Genomic DNA, 17,267 nt, shown 5'->3' with positions numbered 1-17,267 from the left:
TTAGGTTTTGATCTGATCTTGTTTTGATTGCACGCGAAGCAGGATCAGATCCCATTTTTTCTTTTTTTCTCAACATTGAGCTTTAATATCATGCAAATAGTAATTTTAAAAAATGCTGCTGAAGTCGCTGCTTATGGTGCAGATATATTCGAAAAACAATTAAGTCGTAAAGCAGAATCGGTGTTGGGTTTGGCAACTGGTTCAACACCTGTTGCACTGTACCAAAATTTAATTGAGAAAAACCGCAGTGGTGATATCAGCTTTAAAGACGCCATTACCTTTAACCTAGATGAGTATTTAGGACTTGAGGGAACGCATCCACAAAGCTATCGCTACTTTATGAATGAACAATTGTTCAATCATGTAGACATTAATCATGACCATACACATGTGCCTCCGGGCAATGCGAAAAATCCGGTTGAGGCTTGCCAAGAGTACGAAGCGCAGATTGCCGCTGCAGGTGGTATTGACGTTCAGCTTTTAGGTATTGGCCGTAATGGTCATATCGGATTTAATGAACCTTCATCTGGCTTGACATCTAGAACACGTGTAAAAACGCTGACGAAAGAAACTATCGATGATAATGCGCGCTTTTTCTCTGCAGATGAATATCAACCACATTTGTCTATCACTATGGGTATCGGTACCATTCTTGATGCTAAAAAGGTGGTTTTATTGGCAACCGGTGAAAATAAAGCAGACGCGGTCAAAGCTACTGTTGAAGGCCCGTTAACGGCTTCATGCCCTGCATCGGCATTACAGTTACATCGTGATGCTGTGATTGTGATTGATGAAGCTGCTGCAAGCAAACTCGACAACATTGAATTTTATAAGCACATAGAAGCTGAAAATCAAAAGCTTCAAGCACATCTTGCCTCTCTGTAGTGTGAAATCACACTGTAGTTTTAAAGCCCGAAAGGGCTTTTTTTTTGCCTGAACCCTTGGCAAACACCGACACTATTGTTAGCTTGGCTTCGTAGCAAGTAAGGGCCAAGCAATTGAACGTGATTGATACATGGTTTTGATGCCAAATGCAGTGAATTAACTGCGATGTACATAAGTGCTTTTGTTTACACCTGCTAGTTTAATAAAAACAATGAAACCAAAGAAAAGGACAAGCGTTTGTTGTACTACACACAAATGACGCTAGATAGGGCGTCTGCTCAGCGTAAAGATAAAAATTGGTTGCTCACACAGTATGGTGATAGGAGCCGTTGGCTGTTAATTCATGATGATCAAAATCTCTTTTCACACGATCTGTCTAAACTTGCATTTTTAACACAATCAGATGTTGAGCATTTTGACAAAAATGAGGCTGTTTTTCTTGGTAAAGACGAAACGCATTCATACTTTGCCCTGGACGTATCTCGCAGTCCAATTAAAGAACTACAAAATACAATTAGCTTGGTAAGCGAAAAAGAGCAAACGGGTGACTATCAATTTGCAGATATGCGAAAAGTTGGCCCAAGATTAGAACAAGCAAGTGCGTCTGTCGGTGTTCTAGCACGTGGACTGTGCTATTGGCACAAAACACACCGATTTTGTGGGCGTTGTGGGACTGAAAACATCAGTGTAGAAGCTGGGCATGCAAGATTGTGTAAAAATAAAGCGTGTAAACATGTGACATTCCCTAGAACTGATCCCGCGGTTATTATGCTGGTGAAACACCGATTTGCAGATGGCATAGAGCGGTGTCTTTTGGGTCGACAAGCGTCTTGGCCTGAAGGGGTTTACTCAACGTTAGCTGGCTTTGTTGATCCTGGTGAAACGCTTGAGCAAGCTGTTGCAAGGGAGGTTGAAGAAGAAGCTGGGGTTAAAGTTGATAATGTTGAGTATCTGGCTTCTCAACCTTGGCCGTTTCCATCTTCATTAATGTTAGGTTTTATGGCGACTGCCAAAACGACGGACATATTTGTTGAGCAAGATGAACTTGAACATGCGCAATGGTTTTCCCGAGAAGATCTTAACAAGTTTGCACAGTGGGGAGATGACGCCCCGGGTTATAAGCTGACAAGACCAGATTCAATATCACGATTTTTAGTTGAGCATTGGCGTCAACTACCAGAGAAAGAGTAAATAATGAAAAAGAATACGAAATTAGCGAGCGCAGGTCGCAAATTACAGTACACCCAAGGAGTCGTTAATCCGGTCGTTCAGCGTGCTTCTACCGTTGTCTTTGATTCTGTTGCAGACATGCACGAGGCAGTCAAAGAACGTGGGAACCGGACTTTGTTTTATGGCCGTAGAGGTACAAACACGCATTATGCACTTCAAGACGCAATCACCGAGTTAGAAAGTGGTGCGGGATGTGCTTTGTACCCCAGTGGTGCAGCTGCAATTAGCCAAAGCTTATTGTCGTTTCTAAAAGCCGGAGATCACCTTTTAATGGTCGATACAGCTTATGAGCCAACAAGAGATTTATGTGACAAAATTTTAGCCGGATTGGGCATTTCAACGACCTACTATGATCCTATGATTGGCGAGGGGATTAAAGCGTTGATACAAGAAAATACAAAAGTACTCTTTCTTGAATCACCTGGCTCAATCACCATGGAAGTACAAGATGTCCCGGCACTGGTTAAAGAAGCAAAAGCTAAAGGCCTGATTACTATGCTAGACAATACCTATGGTAATGGTTGGCATTATCGGCCACTAGAGCATGGGGTCGACATTAGTATCCAAGCTGCTACTAAGTATATTGTAGGCCATTCAGACGTTATGATGGGGGTCGCTGTTGCAAATGAGGAATACTGGCCGACGTTGCGTGAGAACTCCTATCTTCTTGGTCAATGCACCTCAGCAGATGATGCCTATTTGGCGCTACGGGGCTTGAGAACAATGCCTGTGCGTTTGCAGCAACATGAAAAAAGCGCGTTGACAGTAGCAAATTGGTTGGTTTCGCATCCTCTGGTTGATCATGTTCGTCACCCCGCGTTATCAAGTAACCCTGGCCATGAGTTTTTTCAAAGAGATTTTGATGGTAGCAACGGTTTGTTCTCATTTGTCATGAAGACCGGAAATCAAAAAGCCATCAACCGCTTTTTAGACAGTTTGCACCATTTTAAAATGGGTTTCTCTTGGGGGGGATACGAAAGTCTGGTTACGGCAAACCGCACGATGGCAGCACTCAGGACGACGACTGGGTGGGCACACGGCCCAATTATTCGTTTGCATATTGGCCTTGAGGACGTCGAGGACTTAATTGCTGATCTAGAGCAAGCATTGAAGGTGTACGAATCACAGCTTTAATTACGGTTAGAAAGGGAGCCAAAGGCTCCCTTTTCTTTAGTCATTAGAGGCTCTGTGCGTAGTGGTAAAGGGCTTTTAAAATTGTTACTTTCTTTTCATTCCCTTCATGCTCGTACACAAGGTTTTCTAGAGTTAGCATAAAATCTTGTGCATTGATGGACGGGTTGTCCTCACCGTGCATGAGTTTACCCTGACAATACTTGCGCCAAGTCTCTAGTTCAGATTGAGACAGGCTTTCAGGCCAATTTCTTGCTCTATACCGAAACAATAAAGTATGAAATTTAGGGTCTTCAAAATCCAACGCTAAGCTACTCAGTTCAATTGGCGACGCGTTTCTAACAATTGCGAGCTTTGCTTTATCTGACTTACTAATAAAGCCATTATAAAGTTGGTAATCTGGGTTTGTTGTCTCACTAAAATCGCCCTGTTCGGCAAAGACTTGAGATACTTTGTCACGTAACTCAGGATGTGCCTTTAAAAATTTTAAGTGCTCTAAACATTGCTCTCTGTCTATACCCAAGCGAGCAGCATTCTCCGGTAGCAGAGTCTTAGCTGGTGCTAAAATGGGACACTTATTAATATGCACAAGCTTTAGGCCAACAGGCAACTCACCTTCTTCCAGCTCAGAGTGTTTTGTATACAAACGTGCTCTTAGCTCTTCAACAGAGAGGTCCATGAGGACACTGGGATCATGTGTCAAATTAAAACACACAACCGCATTTTTATTGACTGGGTGAAAGCTCATAGGGGCAATCCAAGTCGTGCACCCTTGCGTCGCTGGAATGCGTGACGAGGTGTGAACCAACGGCTGCATATTAAATACATCCACCAGTTCTGTTAACGCTTTCTTCGTGCGTAGGTTAAAGAAAAATTGATAGAGTTTTGGCTGTTTTTCTTTTATTAATTTGGCCAGAGCAATGGTTGCAGTTACATCACTCAAGGCATCATGTGCAGCGCTATGTTCAATGCCATTCGCGACAGTGAGTTCTTCGAGCCTAAAGCTTGGTGAGCCATCTTCTTTGCGAGGCCACTCGATACCCTCAGGGCGTAATGCATAACAAGCTCTTACTAAGTCAATGATATCCCAGCGGCTGTTTCCATTTTGCCATTCACGCTCATATGGGTCGTAAAAATTACGATACAAGCTATAACGGGTCACTTCATCATCAAAACGAATGCTGTTATAGCCAGCAACACAGGTTTGAGGCTTGATAAACTCAGCATGGATCTTTGCCATGAATTCACTTTCTGGTAATCCATGCTTTAAAGCATGTTGAGGGGTGATACCGGTAATTAGACATGCTTCAGGGTGTGGCAAGTAATCTGGCGCAGGTTGGCAATATTCAATTAGCGGCTCACCAATAATATTCAAATCATAGTCTGTTCTAATACCTGCAAACTGGCTGGGTCTGTCTTTTTGCGGACTTGCCCCCCAAGTCTCATAATCGTGCCAGTAAATTGTTGGGGTATTTTCATTGTTTTCTTGATTCTTTTTTTGGTCGCCATTTGTCATAAAATCATTAGCTTATATAAAAATTATGCTTTGCATTGTTTGTTCGTGTTTCTTGCAATATAGCCCAAGTGTGTGTATAGGTGTGTGTATCAAAACTTGCAAGTGTGTGTATGGTCGTAAAATGCTATCTGATGCTAAATTAAGAAACCTAGTAAACAAGAAGAACGACCCCGTCACATTATCTCATAGAGACGGGCTGAGAGTAAGACGTAATAACAACGGAACAATATCTTGGCAATATCGCTGTCGATATTCAGGCAAGCAGCAAGTAATTACATTAGGCTACTATCCACAGTTGTCGATTCGAGATGCGCAAGATTTAGCATATAAACTTAAGGGGTGGATAGCAGATGGTGAAGATCCTAGACTTCAACTTAAATTGTACAAAACGAGTGAAGAAGAGCAATTAACGCCGGCTCAAATTGTAGACAGGTGGTACAACAAAAATAAACGTTTATTCAAGCCCAAAACGCAAACACTCTACGAAAACAATATCAGTAAGTGGATCGCACCAAATAAGTATCTCACCGAAAAACCAGCGAGCCAAATGAAGCCATTGGATTGGAGCAACTATTTTGATTTTGTTTTTGAATCTGGGTCACCGAAACTTGCTCCCATTATGCTGGTTAGATTAAAGACTGCTTTTAGGTGGGCTGCCGCGAGAGGAGAGGTTACCAACGATAATTCCTTATTTAATATTAAAACGAAGCATGTTGGGGAGCCAGCATCACAAGGGCAGCGCTTTTTACAGTTTAATGAAATTGCGTTGTTATGGCGTCAAATAGAGCAGGCCAAAGCCACGCCAGCGAATAAAGCTTGTTTGCAACTGATCTTTTTAACCGGTGCACGTCAGTCAGAAGTCAGACTTATGAAGTGGGAAGACCTTGACCTACAAAACAACATTTGGACAGTACCGCCTGAGAACTCAAAAACCAATCAAGCAATACGTCGTCCTATAAGCAATAAAATGCATCAAATACTCGATAACCTTGCTCTGGTTTACGGCAAGAGTGGAATAGTTATACCTGGCAGTAACCCAAACAAACCTATTACAACCCACGCGGTGAATAGGTTTTGTGCACGCATGTGGCAACATCTAAATGAAAACCATAAAGTCGCTAAGTTTGTGCCGCACGATGCCCGCCGCTCTTTAAGTACATTGTTAAGTGAACAAGAAGTATTACCGCACGTAACCGAAAAAATGTTAGGCCATGCGATGCGTGGAGTCATGGCAGTGTACAACAAACACGATTACTTAAAAGACCAGGCTAGGGCATATGAGTTGTATTGGAAGACTATAGAGAGAAATATTATTTCCTTAGAGGAGACTTTTTCTTAAAAATTTATGATTTTTAAAGGTTTTATCAATAAGGGGTAAAGTTGTATGCTATGGAAAATATCGGTTTACTAATACTTCTCTATTCACATGAATATTTGGAATTGTATAAGATCGCCAGCGGGGTGAGTTGGCTCATCTATGGGGGTTATCTTTGACCTTCCTAATACTAAATGTGTTGTTATGAAAACAGGTACGTCTGGCATGTCTAAAAAACTGTAACTCGACAGGCTATTGATAAGGACCCCTACCTAGCGATTTAGTTATAATGCCTTTAGAGTGCTCATAGGCATACCAATTGCGAAACATGTTGCTTGTTTAACGATAAAGTTAGCGTGTTGCATTGTACCGTTGCCGATGTAACTCTGTGATTGCAAAGGTTATGGATGGCTTCTCTCATAATTAGTTCTAAACTCTACATTTAGGCCTTTGTCCATCGAGGCCTTAGAGATAACTTTTCCACTCAGCGGTTTTTTCAATGGTTGTCAGTCCCATATCTTGTTTAGTATTGGGAGTAAATGAATCTGTATTAACTTGAATTTTGCTGTTCAATACTCCTTTTTGTACAAGCTGAAGTCTCGCTATTTTTTCTAGCAAATTAAACATGTTAATGGTTCTAGATGAACCTGCTAAGAGTAGTGTGGAAGAGGCGGGTAGTTAAAAAGAGGCCTTTTCCTGTTATTGCAAATTTCATTAGTTGGTTCCACTCTTGATTCCAATAATGTTATGCACGGTTACACATCCAAATTGGCCAATGTGTATGAAACACTATGCCCAGTTAAGCATTTGATCTTGCCCGTTAGAGCTTTGTTGGTTAAGCCAGTGTGTATGTATTGGATTTAATCTAGCTATAATCTAGAAATCTTATATGTTTTAAATTAATCATCCTGATTTAGATAATTAGGATGAAAGTTTTCATATTGTGTAAATTTGTTATTTAATAAATTTTTTCAATATTAACATTGGATGATATAATTTATGTATTTTAATTTTGACTAGTTTTGTTCTGTATATTCTTTTTTTATTGAAGTAGTGTTTAATTTTTAATTTCGAGTTGAAAGAGTATGAAGGTTAAAAAAATAAAGTTAAAAAAAGTAAAGTTAAAGGAATTAACGGTTAAACAAACTGCACGAGTTTACGGGGGGGATACCTCTATCCTACAAGATAAAGTCACAGCGACAACTGACTTGATGGAACCCCCCACGGTTGAGTGATTAACGCAGGTTTATTTTGCCATGGTATATGTATTAATATTTTTTCTCACTTGTTTGGCATAATGGCAATTGATTTTTAAGTTTTATTTCCCTGTTTGAGTGGGGTTCTCAGTTTATAAAAGGCGTGTATTTTCTGATTTAATTTGTATATTTACAGCTTGAAAATCCAATTATTAAATGGCGACTTTCTAACTAAAAGTAGGAATATCGTATTCGGTACAAAATGTAACACTATTCCTTTCGTGTTTTCAGTGTCAACCAGTATACTGAATGCTTGATTGGGAATGAGGTCCCTTGTTTAATGTTTATAAGTGTTGAAGTATGATAAAACTGAAGAAAAAGAGTCTAAAAAAACTGTCATTAGAAGAGCTGCGGGAAGTTAAAGGTGGCAATGGTAGTACATCTCTCCCAAGTGACGTTGATCTAACGACTGCACGAGGCGACGAGCCACCAGCAGCATAACTGCTTACAATCAGAGCAAACAGGGCTTAGTTAACTAAGCCCTGTTTTACAGATGTGCTGATTCAAATTTTCTGAATTACTGGTGCACTTTCTCTTTGTAATACATTTTATTTTTAGACGGACAAATTATCTTTGTCAGCGTAAACTGTGAACTGACTTGAGAGTGTGCAAGTATGCAGGTGCTTTTATGAAAGCACGATTAATTGTAAGTCTATCTACCTTTTAATGGCAGGGGTAGTTCATTAATACGCTGTTGTGAGGGGCTGTATCGGCATTTCTGTAAGTTAGTAATTTCTATTTTTATAAATAATGTTTTTTCCTAGTAATTAATGATTTCTTAAATTTTACGGAATGTTTAAGGTGTAGCTATACAGGGTTTTAGGTAGTGTGGCCGGTCTTGTTTTATAAATAAATGCAGGTAATGACTTTTTTAGAGTTTAATAATTTTGCTTGCTGTAGGGTGAGATTGTAATTGAAATAAAGTCGTTATATGCGACTTTATATAGCGTGTTTTAATTGGTGTTGGACAATTTCTTTTCATATCTCCCCGTGTTTTAACCTTAAGTATCTGATGATTTTATTCGAGAACCTTTTTTAGTTGAATGTACTTTATAGACAGTTATTTTGATTTTGTGTCTATTCATAGGTGCGCAATGGTGCGTTGCTAATGCGTAGGGGTAAACGGTTTGATTGCTTAAGATGAGATCAGGCATATTATTTATAGTAAACATCGAGCTACAGCTCGATGTTTACCATTCAAAGAATTGCTTTAAAAGCTAAAGCTAACTTTTGCGTAATAAGTCATGCCATCAAAGCCATAAGGTAGTGCCCTGAGAGGGTAACGCATCGCGCCATTTGTAATAAAGTTTAATACTTCATCTTCACCAAGTTCATCAGGTGTTTCGTCAAATAGATTGTCGATCCCGACGGACAAGTTAAGGTTCTCTGTTAGTTCATACCCAAAGTTCACATCAACTAATACTGCGGACTCAACCACGCTGGTTTGTTGCCAACTATTAGTTGGAGATAAAGAATCCGGTAAAACAATGTGTCTGCCAGCAAAATAGCTTACCTCAGTTTCTCCAAAGTAATTGAATCTCAACAATGAGGACCAGTGCTCTGCTTTGTAATCAAACGTTAAAGTAGCGCGCTCTTGCGGTTGTCCATGGGTCAAGAAGGAGCGGCGCTGCTCGTCGAGTGCGATTGTATCTGGAATACCGTCGGGTGAATTTACCCTGTCGATGGTCGTTTCATTTTTGTTAGCAGCAAAGGTAATTTCAAGTTCACCACTGGCAAAGTCGGTGTTGTAAGATGCAATTAAATCCACTCCTTTTGTGGTTGAATCTAATGAGTTGGAGAAAAAGTTCCCTTGAACGGCACCGGTAGCCTTTAACGCCGTGTTTGCGTCGGCAAAATTGCTGAGCTCAGCGCTATCTGCGCCAATGAAGCTACCTAAATTGATTCTGTCGTAGATTTTGATTTGATAGAAATCCAAGGTCAGCGACAAATTACCGCTTACATCCCAGGCTAAGCCTAAGTTGTAGTTATCTGAAGACTCAAGCTTTAATCCGTCAATGCCCAAAGCCGATGGGAAAGGAGAGCCCGCAGTTGCTGTATATGATGTTGCCAACGAGCCGTCACCACCTAACGTCGTCGTGAATGCTGTGTAGCCTGACTGCTGAAGAGAAGGGGCTCTAAATCCTGTCGAAGCGGCTGCTCTAATAGCCAAATCTTCAGTTACTTCATAGCGAGTTGCTAATTTCCAAATCGTGTCGTCACCAGAATCTGAGACATCTTCATACCTCAGCGCAGCACTAACAAGCCAGTTCTCATTCAGTAAGGTCTCTGCTTCAAGATAAATTGCGTGGCTGGAACGCGATGCACTGTTTGCTGCATCTGGTCGTAACCCTTGATATGCCTGAAAACCACAATCAGCGAATACTTCTGAGTTAATCACAGAGGCAAATGAACGTTCTGCATTCGAAGCGCCACAGGCATATGATGCAACTTCACCAGGGACTATTTGGTAATTTTCTTTGCGATATTCTGCGCCAATAGAGAGATAAACTGGCTCAGCATTTGCTCTATCTATGACCCCATTAATATCTAAATTGGTGGTCCACTGATCAAAACGGAATCCGCCAGAATAACCGCCCCTAGGTCCTGCATTGTTTGCGATATCTTGGCTGCTTGCATTCGGATTATTCGCTAGATATTCCGCAGCATATGATGCATTGATTGTGTTGGATGAAGAGTAATCGTATTGGTTCTCGCCATATACGGTCGACAAATCAAAGTTCCAGTCTGGGTTAATATCGCCTTTGATCCCGACTGCGAAAGAAATATCTTCGGCCTCGTTATCTATACGCGGCAGAAAACCATCTGGGTAAACCTGAGGTACGTTGCGCTCAGCACGGTCGAAATCTCGGTAGAATCCATTGCCTAATGCTGTACGATTTGAGTAGCCAGCGAATGAGTATAACTCTTTGTCACCTAATGGGAGGGCAGCATTGTAAAAGACGGAAATAAATTCACTGTCTGAGTTACCTTGGCGCCAGCGCACAGAGTTTGAAAGGTCGCCTTTAGGCGTTGTAGAAGAACCACCAGTATCACGCTCTGCTCGGTTGGTGCCATCAGCATCTCTGTACTCCAGAGATACATTGATAAAGCCCCCTTCATTGCCCAAATCAAACCCCCTGTTTAGGCCCAGTGCATAGGTGTCGCCATCGCCTTCACCCGTTGAGCTGCCTTGCACAAATCCGGTAGTGACGCCTGTTGAGTCATTTAAAGACAGGTTGATAACACCCGCGATGGCATCAGATCCATATCTTGCAGCCGCACCGTCACGTAAAATTTCAACATTTTTAAGTGCCATCATTGGAATTGAATTCATGTCCGTTCCAGCCGCGCCTGCGCCAACGGTACCTGATAGCCCAAAAATAGCTTGGGTATGTCTGCGTTTACCATTGATCAACACCAGTGTTTGATCTGGTTGTAATCCTCTGAGCGTTGCTGGACGAAATAAATCCGAACCGTCCGATACTTGCGTTCTACTAAAGTTAAAAGAGGGAGCAATTGATTGGAGGCTTTGCCCTAATTCTGTGAAACCACCTTTGTTGAGTTGTTCAGTATCTAAAATATCGATGGGAGAGGTTGATTCTGTGGCTGTGCGATTTGAGACTTTGGAGCCGAGGACTGAAATTGTTTCAATTTTTTCTTCGGTTGGCTCGTTGGCTTGCGCCATCATGGTACTGCTTAATAGTGCCAGTGCTATTGGTGATAGCTTAAGAGATCCTGTCATAACTTACTACTCTATATAATTATTTTTTATTGTAACGGCTTTGCCTGCTGTAGAAGTTGTCATAAATAAAACGCAAGCGCAACTCATTTGTTTTAATTATGTAAACAAAATGCCAAAGGTATCAGTATGAATTACCTTCAAGTATTTGTGCTGCAATAGATTCGAGCTCAGAACGCAGCCATATTAGACCTTGGTCTAGGTTAAACGAGGGATGCCATACCATGAACAATTTATAGTCTGGTAATGACAGTGGAGGTTCTAAAATCATTACATCGTTACAGGCTTGTTGACTGAGCGAGGCGGCTGGGACAGTCGCAATTAAGTTACTGTGACTAACCAGCTCAACAACATGCATTAATTGAGGGAGCACGGCGGCAATGTGGCGAGACAAGCCTCGTTTTCGTAGCTCCCTATCTAAACTACCTTGCTCGCCTCCCCAAGGAGAAATTAAAACATGCTTGGCTTTTAAGTAGGTTGCTAGGGTGAGGGTACTCGAAATACATGGATGATTGCATCGAGCGATGACCCGATAGTTGCCTTTAAAAAGTTGCTGAGCGTGCAGTTTCGTGGCGATTGTCTGCTCATGACTAAAGGTCAGGACTAAATCAATATGGTTAGAGGACAGATCAAATGCGGGGATCTCAGCTGTCAGGTCTATCACTTTAATTCGTATATTACTTCCTGATTGAGCGAGTTTTGAAAGCAATGGGTAGACAAATAGAGAAATAGTAAAGTCAGTTGCAGCGATAACAAACTGCCGCTGAGAAGTATTAACGTCAAAGGTGTCTAGCCCATTGGCAAGCTGGGTTAGCAGTTCAATCGCTTGTTGGGCGAGAGGCCGAATTTCAGATGCTTTTTTAGTTGGGCGCATTTTTCCATTGTTCCGGACAAAGAGAGGATCATTAAATGCCACTCGGAGTCTTTTTAGCGCGTGGCTCATGGCTGATTGACTTAAGCTTAAGCGCTCGGCGGCATCGGAAACACTGTGAGTTTTGTACAACGCATCCAGTACCAGCCATAGATTTTGGTCAAATTGTCTTAAATCCATATTATGTATCAAATTCATGCATATCTGAAAAATGTACATTTGATTCATATTTGATTGCAACTTAATCTAGATTGTATACGACGTAGGAGCAATGAAAATGAATACAAACTCGGCGATAAACTTGGCACAAAAACTGACCTTGTTCAATGAGCATTGGTCACCCAAAGTGGTTACGAAGATGAATGATTATCAACTAAAGCTGGTTAAAGTACAGGGAGAATTTACGTGGCATAAACATCATGATACCGATGAGTTATTTCTTGTGCTAAAAGGCGCATTAGACATTCATTTCAGAGATCGAGTTGTGTCTTTGAGCGATGGAGAGCTGTACGTTGTTGAAAAAGGAGAAGAGCACAAACCCGTTGCTACACAAGAGTGCCATATTCTAATTATTGAACCCAGCGGGGTCGTAAATACTGGTGATGCGGGTGGAGACCTGACGGCGCAAAATGATGTTTGGATTTAAGGTCGCTGGCATACAAGGGGAAATACTAAACCCTGGTTTTGCATTGTAAAAGTGACTTTTATGAAGTCCTTTATAGAGAATCACGTTTACTCCTCTGTCCATCAGAGCCACCATGCGCTTTTCCAGTGTTATCTCGCTATTATCTAACCTTAAAGTAATAAAAAGCGTTCAGATTTGCGAATTCGAAATTAAGTAAGTTACTGAAATTTATAGCGTAAAATTCATATTCCTAGCGTTGTAAAATAAAACTGCTGTTTGGAAAAAATATTGATATGCTCTTTGCTGCCTGTTTAATAAATAGTCATTCCCTATTGCGGCAATATGTTTGTAATCAAAATGATTACCACTGGTTTTGTGTTGTTAATGGTGTTATTTTTTTGTATTGATGATGTTTTTAGTTAAGCTTAAAGTGGTGTGCTTCATAGAAATCTAAATACATTTAGTCTGAGGGAAGATATGTGGTATCTCTTGTGATTTAAGGATAATAAAAGAGTACTAACAATATGTTAATTGCACATTCGAATAGCTCAAAAATACAAGACTCCTTCTTCTCCAGTCGCTACCAGTTACTCGAGAAAATAGGTCAAGGCGGTTTTGGCGAGGTTTTTAAAGCGACACAAGTTAGCACCGGACAATTAGTCGCGATTAAGTTTCTTCGCATTGCTTCCGATCTTGAAGAAGATAAAAAAAATCGCTATGTCGCCAGATTTCACCGAGAAATCGATTTGATAAGCAGACTCCATCATCCCAATGTTGTGCAGTTAATCGATAGAGGAAAATGCGATGGAGGATTGATCTATGCTGTTTATGAATATATCGATGGTCAGTCTCTCAAAGAGTTTTTATCCAGTCATGGCCCTTTATCTGCTGTTGATGCTGCTGAAGTGATGGCAGGTGTACTAGACGCCTTAGCGCATGCACATGCAAAAGGGGTTATCCATCGAGATATCAAGCCTGCAAATATTATGTTGTTAAAAGCCGGTGCAAAGTTACATGTCAAAGTGCTAGATTTTGGTATCGGTAGTTTGGTGCAAGAAGCAAGGAAACTCGACTATGAAAGCATCACGCTAACCCAAGAGACACTAGGTACGCCAGCTTATAGTGCACCAGAGCAATTACGTGGAGAACCGCCGGTCTCGCAAACTGACATTTACGTTTGGGGGTTGGTTTTTCTTGAGTGTTTGACGGGAGAGACCGTCATGCGAGGTTCGAGTTTAGCGTCAATATTCCATCAACAACTGAGTCCTGCGAATATTCCGTTGGATGTGCTTGCAGGGCATGACTCTGCGTCACTCATGCGCAGAGTACTAGATAAAAAAGTAGATCAGAGGCCGAAGGATGCGGGAGAGCTATACAAAGTTTTTCGTAAAATAAATTTTGCGAACTTGGTCGGCACGCTTGCATCAGCCAGTTCAAAATTAGAGGCAGTACCTACCGAGCAATCCACACAAACGATGGTGCAATCACGCACTCAAACAATATCGGATACACGTTCGGGGTTGTCATACACTAGGTTAGCGGAGAGAAAACAGGTAACCATACTCTGCATCATATTGGGATGTGAACCGTTAAATAGTGCACATGATGGTGCGCAAGATGTCATCGATACTATGCATGCGGACCAGCTTCAACAATGCATTGACATCGCGACGAGGTTTGGAGCCTATCATGTGGGTACTTTGGGCGATACATTAGTTTTTTATTTTGGTTACCCGAGAGCCAGTGATAGTGATAGTCGACTGAGCGCGAGAGCGGCACTAGAAGTTGTTAGTAGGGTGCAGAGTAAAAATGCGCTCCTTAAACTCAGTCATGGCATAGTGTCGAGTTTAAAGATGGGAATAGAAACGGGCTCTATGGTGAGTTTGGCGAACAATATGCCGGAGGGAAGGGCTGCTCACAACGCAATGGAAATGGCGCGTTGTGCGAGTAGTGGCCAAATTGTGTGTTCAAAAAATGTGAAGCAACTGCTGGATGCGTATATCAATTTTGAACTCGCCCCTAATTCGCAGTCAAATCTTGAAAGGTATACGCTACAAGGAGAGCGTCAACTAGAGGCCTTCGGCTTTCTACGAGGAACGAGAAAAAACCCTGTATTTATAGGCAGGGACAATGAGTTAGCCTTTTTACTGGACGCTGTTGATGGCAATCGTCAAAGCCTTGACGAAATGGATAGGGAAGCATTGCTGCTCGATACACCTTGTGTCCACATTGAAGGCGAAGCAGGTATTGGCAAATCGAGACTAATCTTCGAACTTCGAGATAAAACCACTATAAAAGAACACCAAGTGGCGCAATGTTTACCCGAGCATGTGAATAACGCTTTATATCCGATCTTAAACCTTGTTCGCTATCGCTATGCCGTGGATGTACTTGACTCAACAACTGTTTTGAATTCACTTAAAAAAATCATTGATACGCAAAGTAATGAAAATGAGCAGAGTGCAATCGGTCTGTATATTTTAGCTTCATGGTTAAACATTGTGCTGCCAGAAGGCGCAGAACTAGACGGTATTTCCCCTGAAAGTCAAAAGGATTATTTATTCGATACCATCGCACGACTGTTATGTTACCAGAATGGTTGTCACGATGAGAGTGAAGATCAAGGTTTCTTATTCGTATGTGAAGATTTGCACTGGGCTGATCCATCGAGTAGAGAGTTTATTAAGTATTTTACAAACTCGTCGTATTTTAAAGCCGGTCGGCATGTGTGGGTTAACACTTCTAGAGAGGGGATCCCAAAGGCGTTCTCATCACAACCTACCCATTATTTAAAAGTTCAGAAGCTCTCGAAAGAAAGTACGCAGCAGTTTATTGAGTACTTGTTTGATCACGAGGTATTGAGTAACTCGCTTATGTCAGTCCTTTTGGAACGGACTGATGGCATTCCTCTTTTCATTGAAGAGCTGACTTTATCGCTGATACGCCAGAGTTTGGTTCATAAGGTCAATGGACAATTACAACTTAAAAATGAAAAGTCCATCTCTTCAGTACCGTTGACGCTCAGAGACTCTCTTCAACAAAGACTGGATAACCTTGAAAATAGCAAAGATACAGCTCAGTTAGCTGCAACAATAGGCAGAGAATTCGAATATCACCTCCTTGTGTTAGCTTCAAATAAAGAAGAGCATCGAGTTCAACTTGATTTGGAAGAGCTGATCGCAGCTGAATTGATCTTTAAGCAACGGACGGTAAGCGGTGATAAGTACATCTTTAAACACGCTTTAGTGAGAGACAATGCCTATGACTCTGTGGCAGCTGACTACAGAGTAGATTCCCACATTTCGATTGCAAGAGCATTAGAGGTTTATCACCAAAACCAGTTAGATGACAATGCATGGCTGATTGCGGCTCACTACAATTTTGGTAATAACATTCAAAAAGCTTGCGCATATGGGTGCATTGCAGTACGTCGGCAAGTAAAACTGTCGAACAACAGTGATGCCATTGAATTTGGAATGAAAGTTCGAGAGTGGTCTTCACAAGTTTCTGATATTACACAACGAGATGAATTATTTTTTACAGCGACTAAATTGATTATGCCTGCCGTGTTGACCTTGCATGGTTACGGTAGTCAGTATGTTGAAGACATTTACCATGAAGTGAAAAGCATGGTCGATGAAAGAGGTACGGAGCAATTAAGTGAGTTAGTTGCAAGCACACTGGATGTGTGTGAGTGGATGTACTTTTTGAACTTGCACTACCGTTCAAAACGCCAGGCGGCTAGGCGCCTAGGTATGAATATTTTAGATAAAGCATATCTAAAAAATGATCGCCAAAAAATAATGATAGTGAAGGGCCATTTAGGGCAAGCGGTTGTTCACGATGGAGATTTACTGGACGGAGTTCAAATGCTTGAGCAAAGTATTGAACTGTACAGGCCTGAAGATAAGGCCCTAGTGAATGAGTATGGCACGGATGTAAAGTGCATGACCACGGCGATTTGCTCGTTTTGCCATTTTCTCAGTGGCAATGCCATTAAAGCATTAGAATATATAGAAGGCTCGCTAAAGAGTGCCATAGAAATAGACCATGCGGGCAGTATATCTAATGCGTTCCTATTTGTTGGTTTACTGAACCTGCATTTACAAGATAAGCAATTGGTTAATGACCAGTATCAACTATTTAAAAACAGATACTCAGACGTTTTGAGTAAATCTTGGCATGGGCGCTATATTCAAGTTTTAGATGGCTGTGCGCGTGGAGATACGAAATACGCACGAGAAAATATAGACGTGTTAATACACAGTGGACAAGGGTTAGCTATTGGTTGGTATGTCCCGTTGTTGAGCGACCTTTACAGACAAGAAGGTGCCTACGATATAGCCATTGATTTAATTGAATCTACAGTCGCTGATCTAACGCGTGCAGATGAGTTGCTTTCACATCCTGCGTTATTGTGTGAGCTTGCTCAGTGTTACTTTGCGCTTGATAAGACAATATCAAAAAGAGTTGCGCACACCTTACAGCGTGCCGCGGAACTGGCTTCGCAAATGAATATCTGGCCCTATCAGCTGCTCGCAATGGTGATTCTTGGAGAGTATGAAGTCAAGCTCGGTCAATCCGTGACCCAAAGTTCTGAAATTAAACAACTACTCAGTTTTGAAAACAGTAGCCGGACTTATTTTTATCGCCGCGCTATGTCACTCGTCAATCGTACCTCAACAACTAAGGAATAAGA

Annotated in this window: 10 protein-coding genes; 7 read left to right on the top strand and 3 right to left on the bottom strand. The window is 41.5% G+C overall.

Annotated features, from left to right (window positions below):
* Positions 1 to 90 precede the first annotated feature (90 nt).
* The 3 genes from nagB to L1286_RS12065 all read left to right on the top strand — a co-directional run bounded on the left by nagB (position 91) and on the right by L1286_RS12065 (position 3,249).
* On the top strand, positions 91 to 885 hold the full coding sequence (gene nagB, locus L1286_RS12075; RefSeq protein ID WP_235407304.1) for a glucosamine-6-phosphate deaminase: 795 nt from the start codon (positions 91 to 93) through the stop codon (positions 883 to 885).
* Between the two features lie 237 nt (positions 886 to 1,122).
* Positions 1,123 to 2,076: an NAD(+) diphosphatase gene (gene nudC, locus L1286_RS12070; protein ID WP_235407303.1), complete on the top strand. Its 954-nt coding sequence runs from the start codon at positions 1,123 to 1,125 to the stop codon at positions 2,074 to 2,076.
* A gap of 3 nt (positions 2,077 to 2,079) precedes the next feature.
* On the top strand, positions 2,080 to 3,249 hold the full coding sequence (locus L1286_RS12065; protein ID WP_235407302.1) for a cystathionine beta-lyase: 1,170 nt from the start codon (positions 2,080 to 2,082) through the stop codon (positions 3,247 to 3,249).
* A gap of 43 nt (positions 3,250 to 3,292) precedes the next feature.
* Here L1286_RS12065 and sbcB read toward each other — a convergent pair whose 3' ends face one another.
* Entirely contained in the window at positions 3,293 to 4,762 is a 1,470-nt protein-coding gene (gene sbcB / locus L1286_RS12060) for an exodeoxyribonuclease I (RefSeq protein WP_235407301.1), read from the bottom strand.
* A 121-nt stretch (positions 4,763 to 4,883) separates the two neighbouring features.
* Between sbcB and L1286_RS12055 the strand changes: the two genes are divergently transcribed.
* On the top strand, positions 4,884 to 6,101 hold the full coding sequence (locus L1286_RS12055; protein WP_235407300.1) for a tyrosine-type recombinase/integrase: 1,218 nt from the start codon (positions 4,884 to 4,886) through the stop codon (positions 6,099 to 6,101).
* A 1,532-nt stretch (positions 6,102 to 7,633) separates the two neighbouring features.
* Positions 7,634 to 7,774, top strand: a complete 141-nt coding sequence (locus L1286_RS12050) for a hypothetical protein (RefSeq protein WP_235407299.1) — start codon at positions 7,634 to 7,636, stop codon at positions 7,772 to 7,774.
* Positions 7,775 to 8,543: 769 nt separating this feature from the next.
* On the opposite strand, the gene L1286_RS12045 is transcribed toward L1286_RS12050, so the two are convergent.
* Together L1286_RS12045 and L1286_RS12040 are read right to left on the bottom strand one after the other, a co-directional pair.
* The gene (locus L1286_RS12045) at positions 8,544 to 11,075 is read right to left on the bottom strand and encodes a TonB-dependent receptor plug domain-containing protein (protein WP_442961730.1); all 2,532 of its coding nucleotides are present in this window, start codon (positions 11,073 to 11,075) and stop codon (positions 8,544 to 8,546) included.
* Between the two features lie 121 nt (positions 11,076 to 11,196).
* On the bottom strand, positions 11,197 to 12,123 hold the full coding sequence (locus tag L1286_RS12040; RefSeq protein WP_235407298.1) for a LysR family transcriptional regulator: 927 nt from the start codon (positions 12,121 to 12,123) through the stop codon (positions 11,197 to 11,199).
* Between the two features lie 97 nt (positions 12,124 to 12,220).
* On the opposite strand from L1286_RS12040, the gene L1286_RS12035 reads away from it, so the two are divergent.
* Both L1286_RS12035 and L1286_RS12030 read left to right on the top strand, forming a co-directional pair.
* On the top strand, positions 12,221 to 12,589 hold the full coding sequence (locus L1286_RS12035; protein ID WP_442961729.1) for a cupin domain-containing protein: 369 nt from the start codon (positions 12,221 to 12,223) through the stop codon (positions 12,587 to 12,589).
* A gap of 503 nt (positions 12,590 to 13,092) precedes the next feature.
* The gene (locus tag L1286_RS12030; RefSeq protein ID WP_235407296.1) at positions 13,093 to 17,265 is read left to right on the top strand and encodes a TOMM system kinase/cyclase fusion protein; all 4,173 of its coding nucleotides are present in this window, start codon (positions 13,093 to 13,095) and stop codon (positions 17,263 to 17,265) included.
* Positions 17,266 to 17,267: the final 2 nt, after the last annotated feature.

It is taken from the genome of Pseudoalteromonas sp. SMS1 (genome assembly GCF_021530565.1).
GTDB lineage: Bacteria > Pseudomonadota > Gammaproteobacteria > Enterobacterales > Alteromonadaceae > Pseudoalteromonas.
The sequence above is the reverse complement of the archived record's forward strand: the minus strand, read 5'-3'. Positions and strand labels throughout refer to the sequence as shown.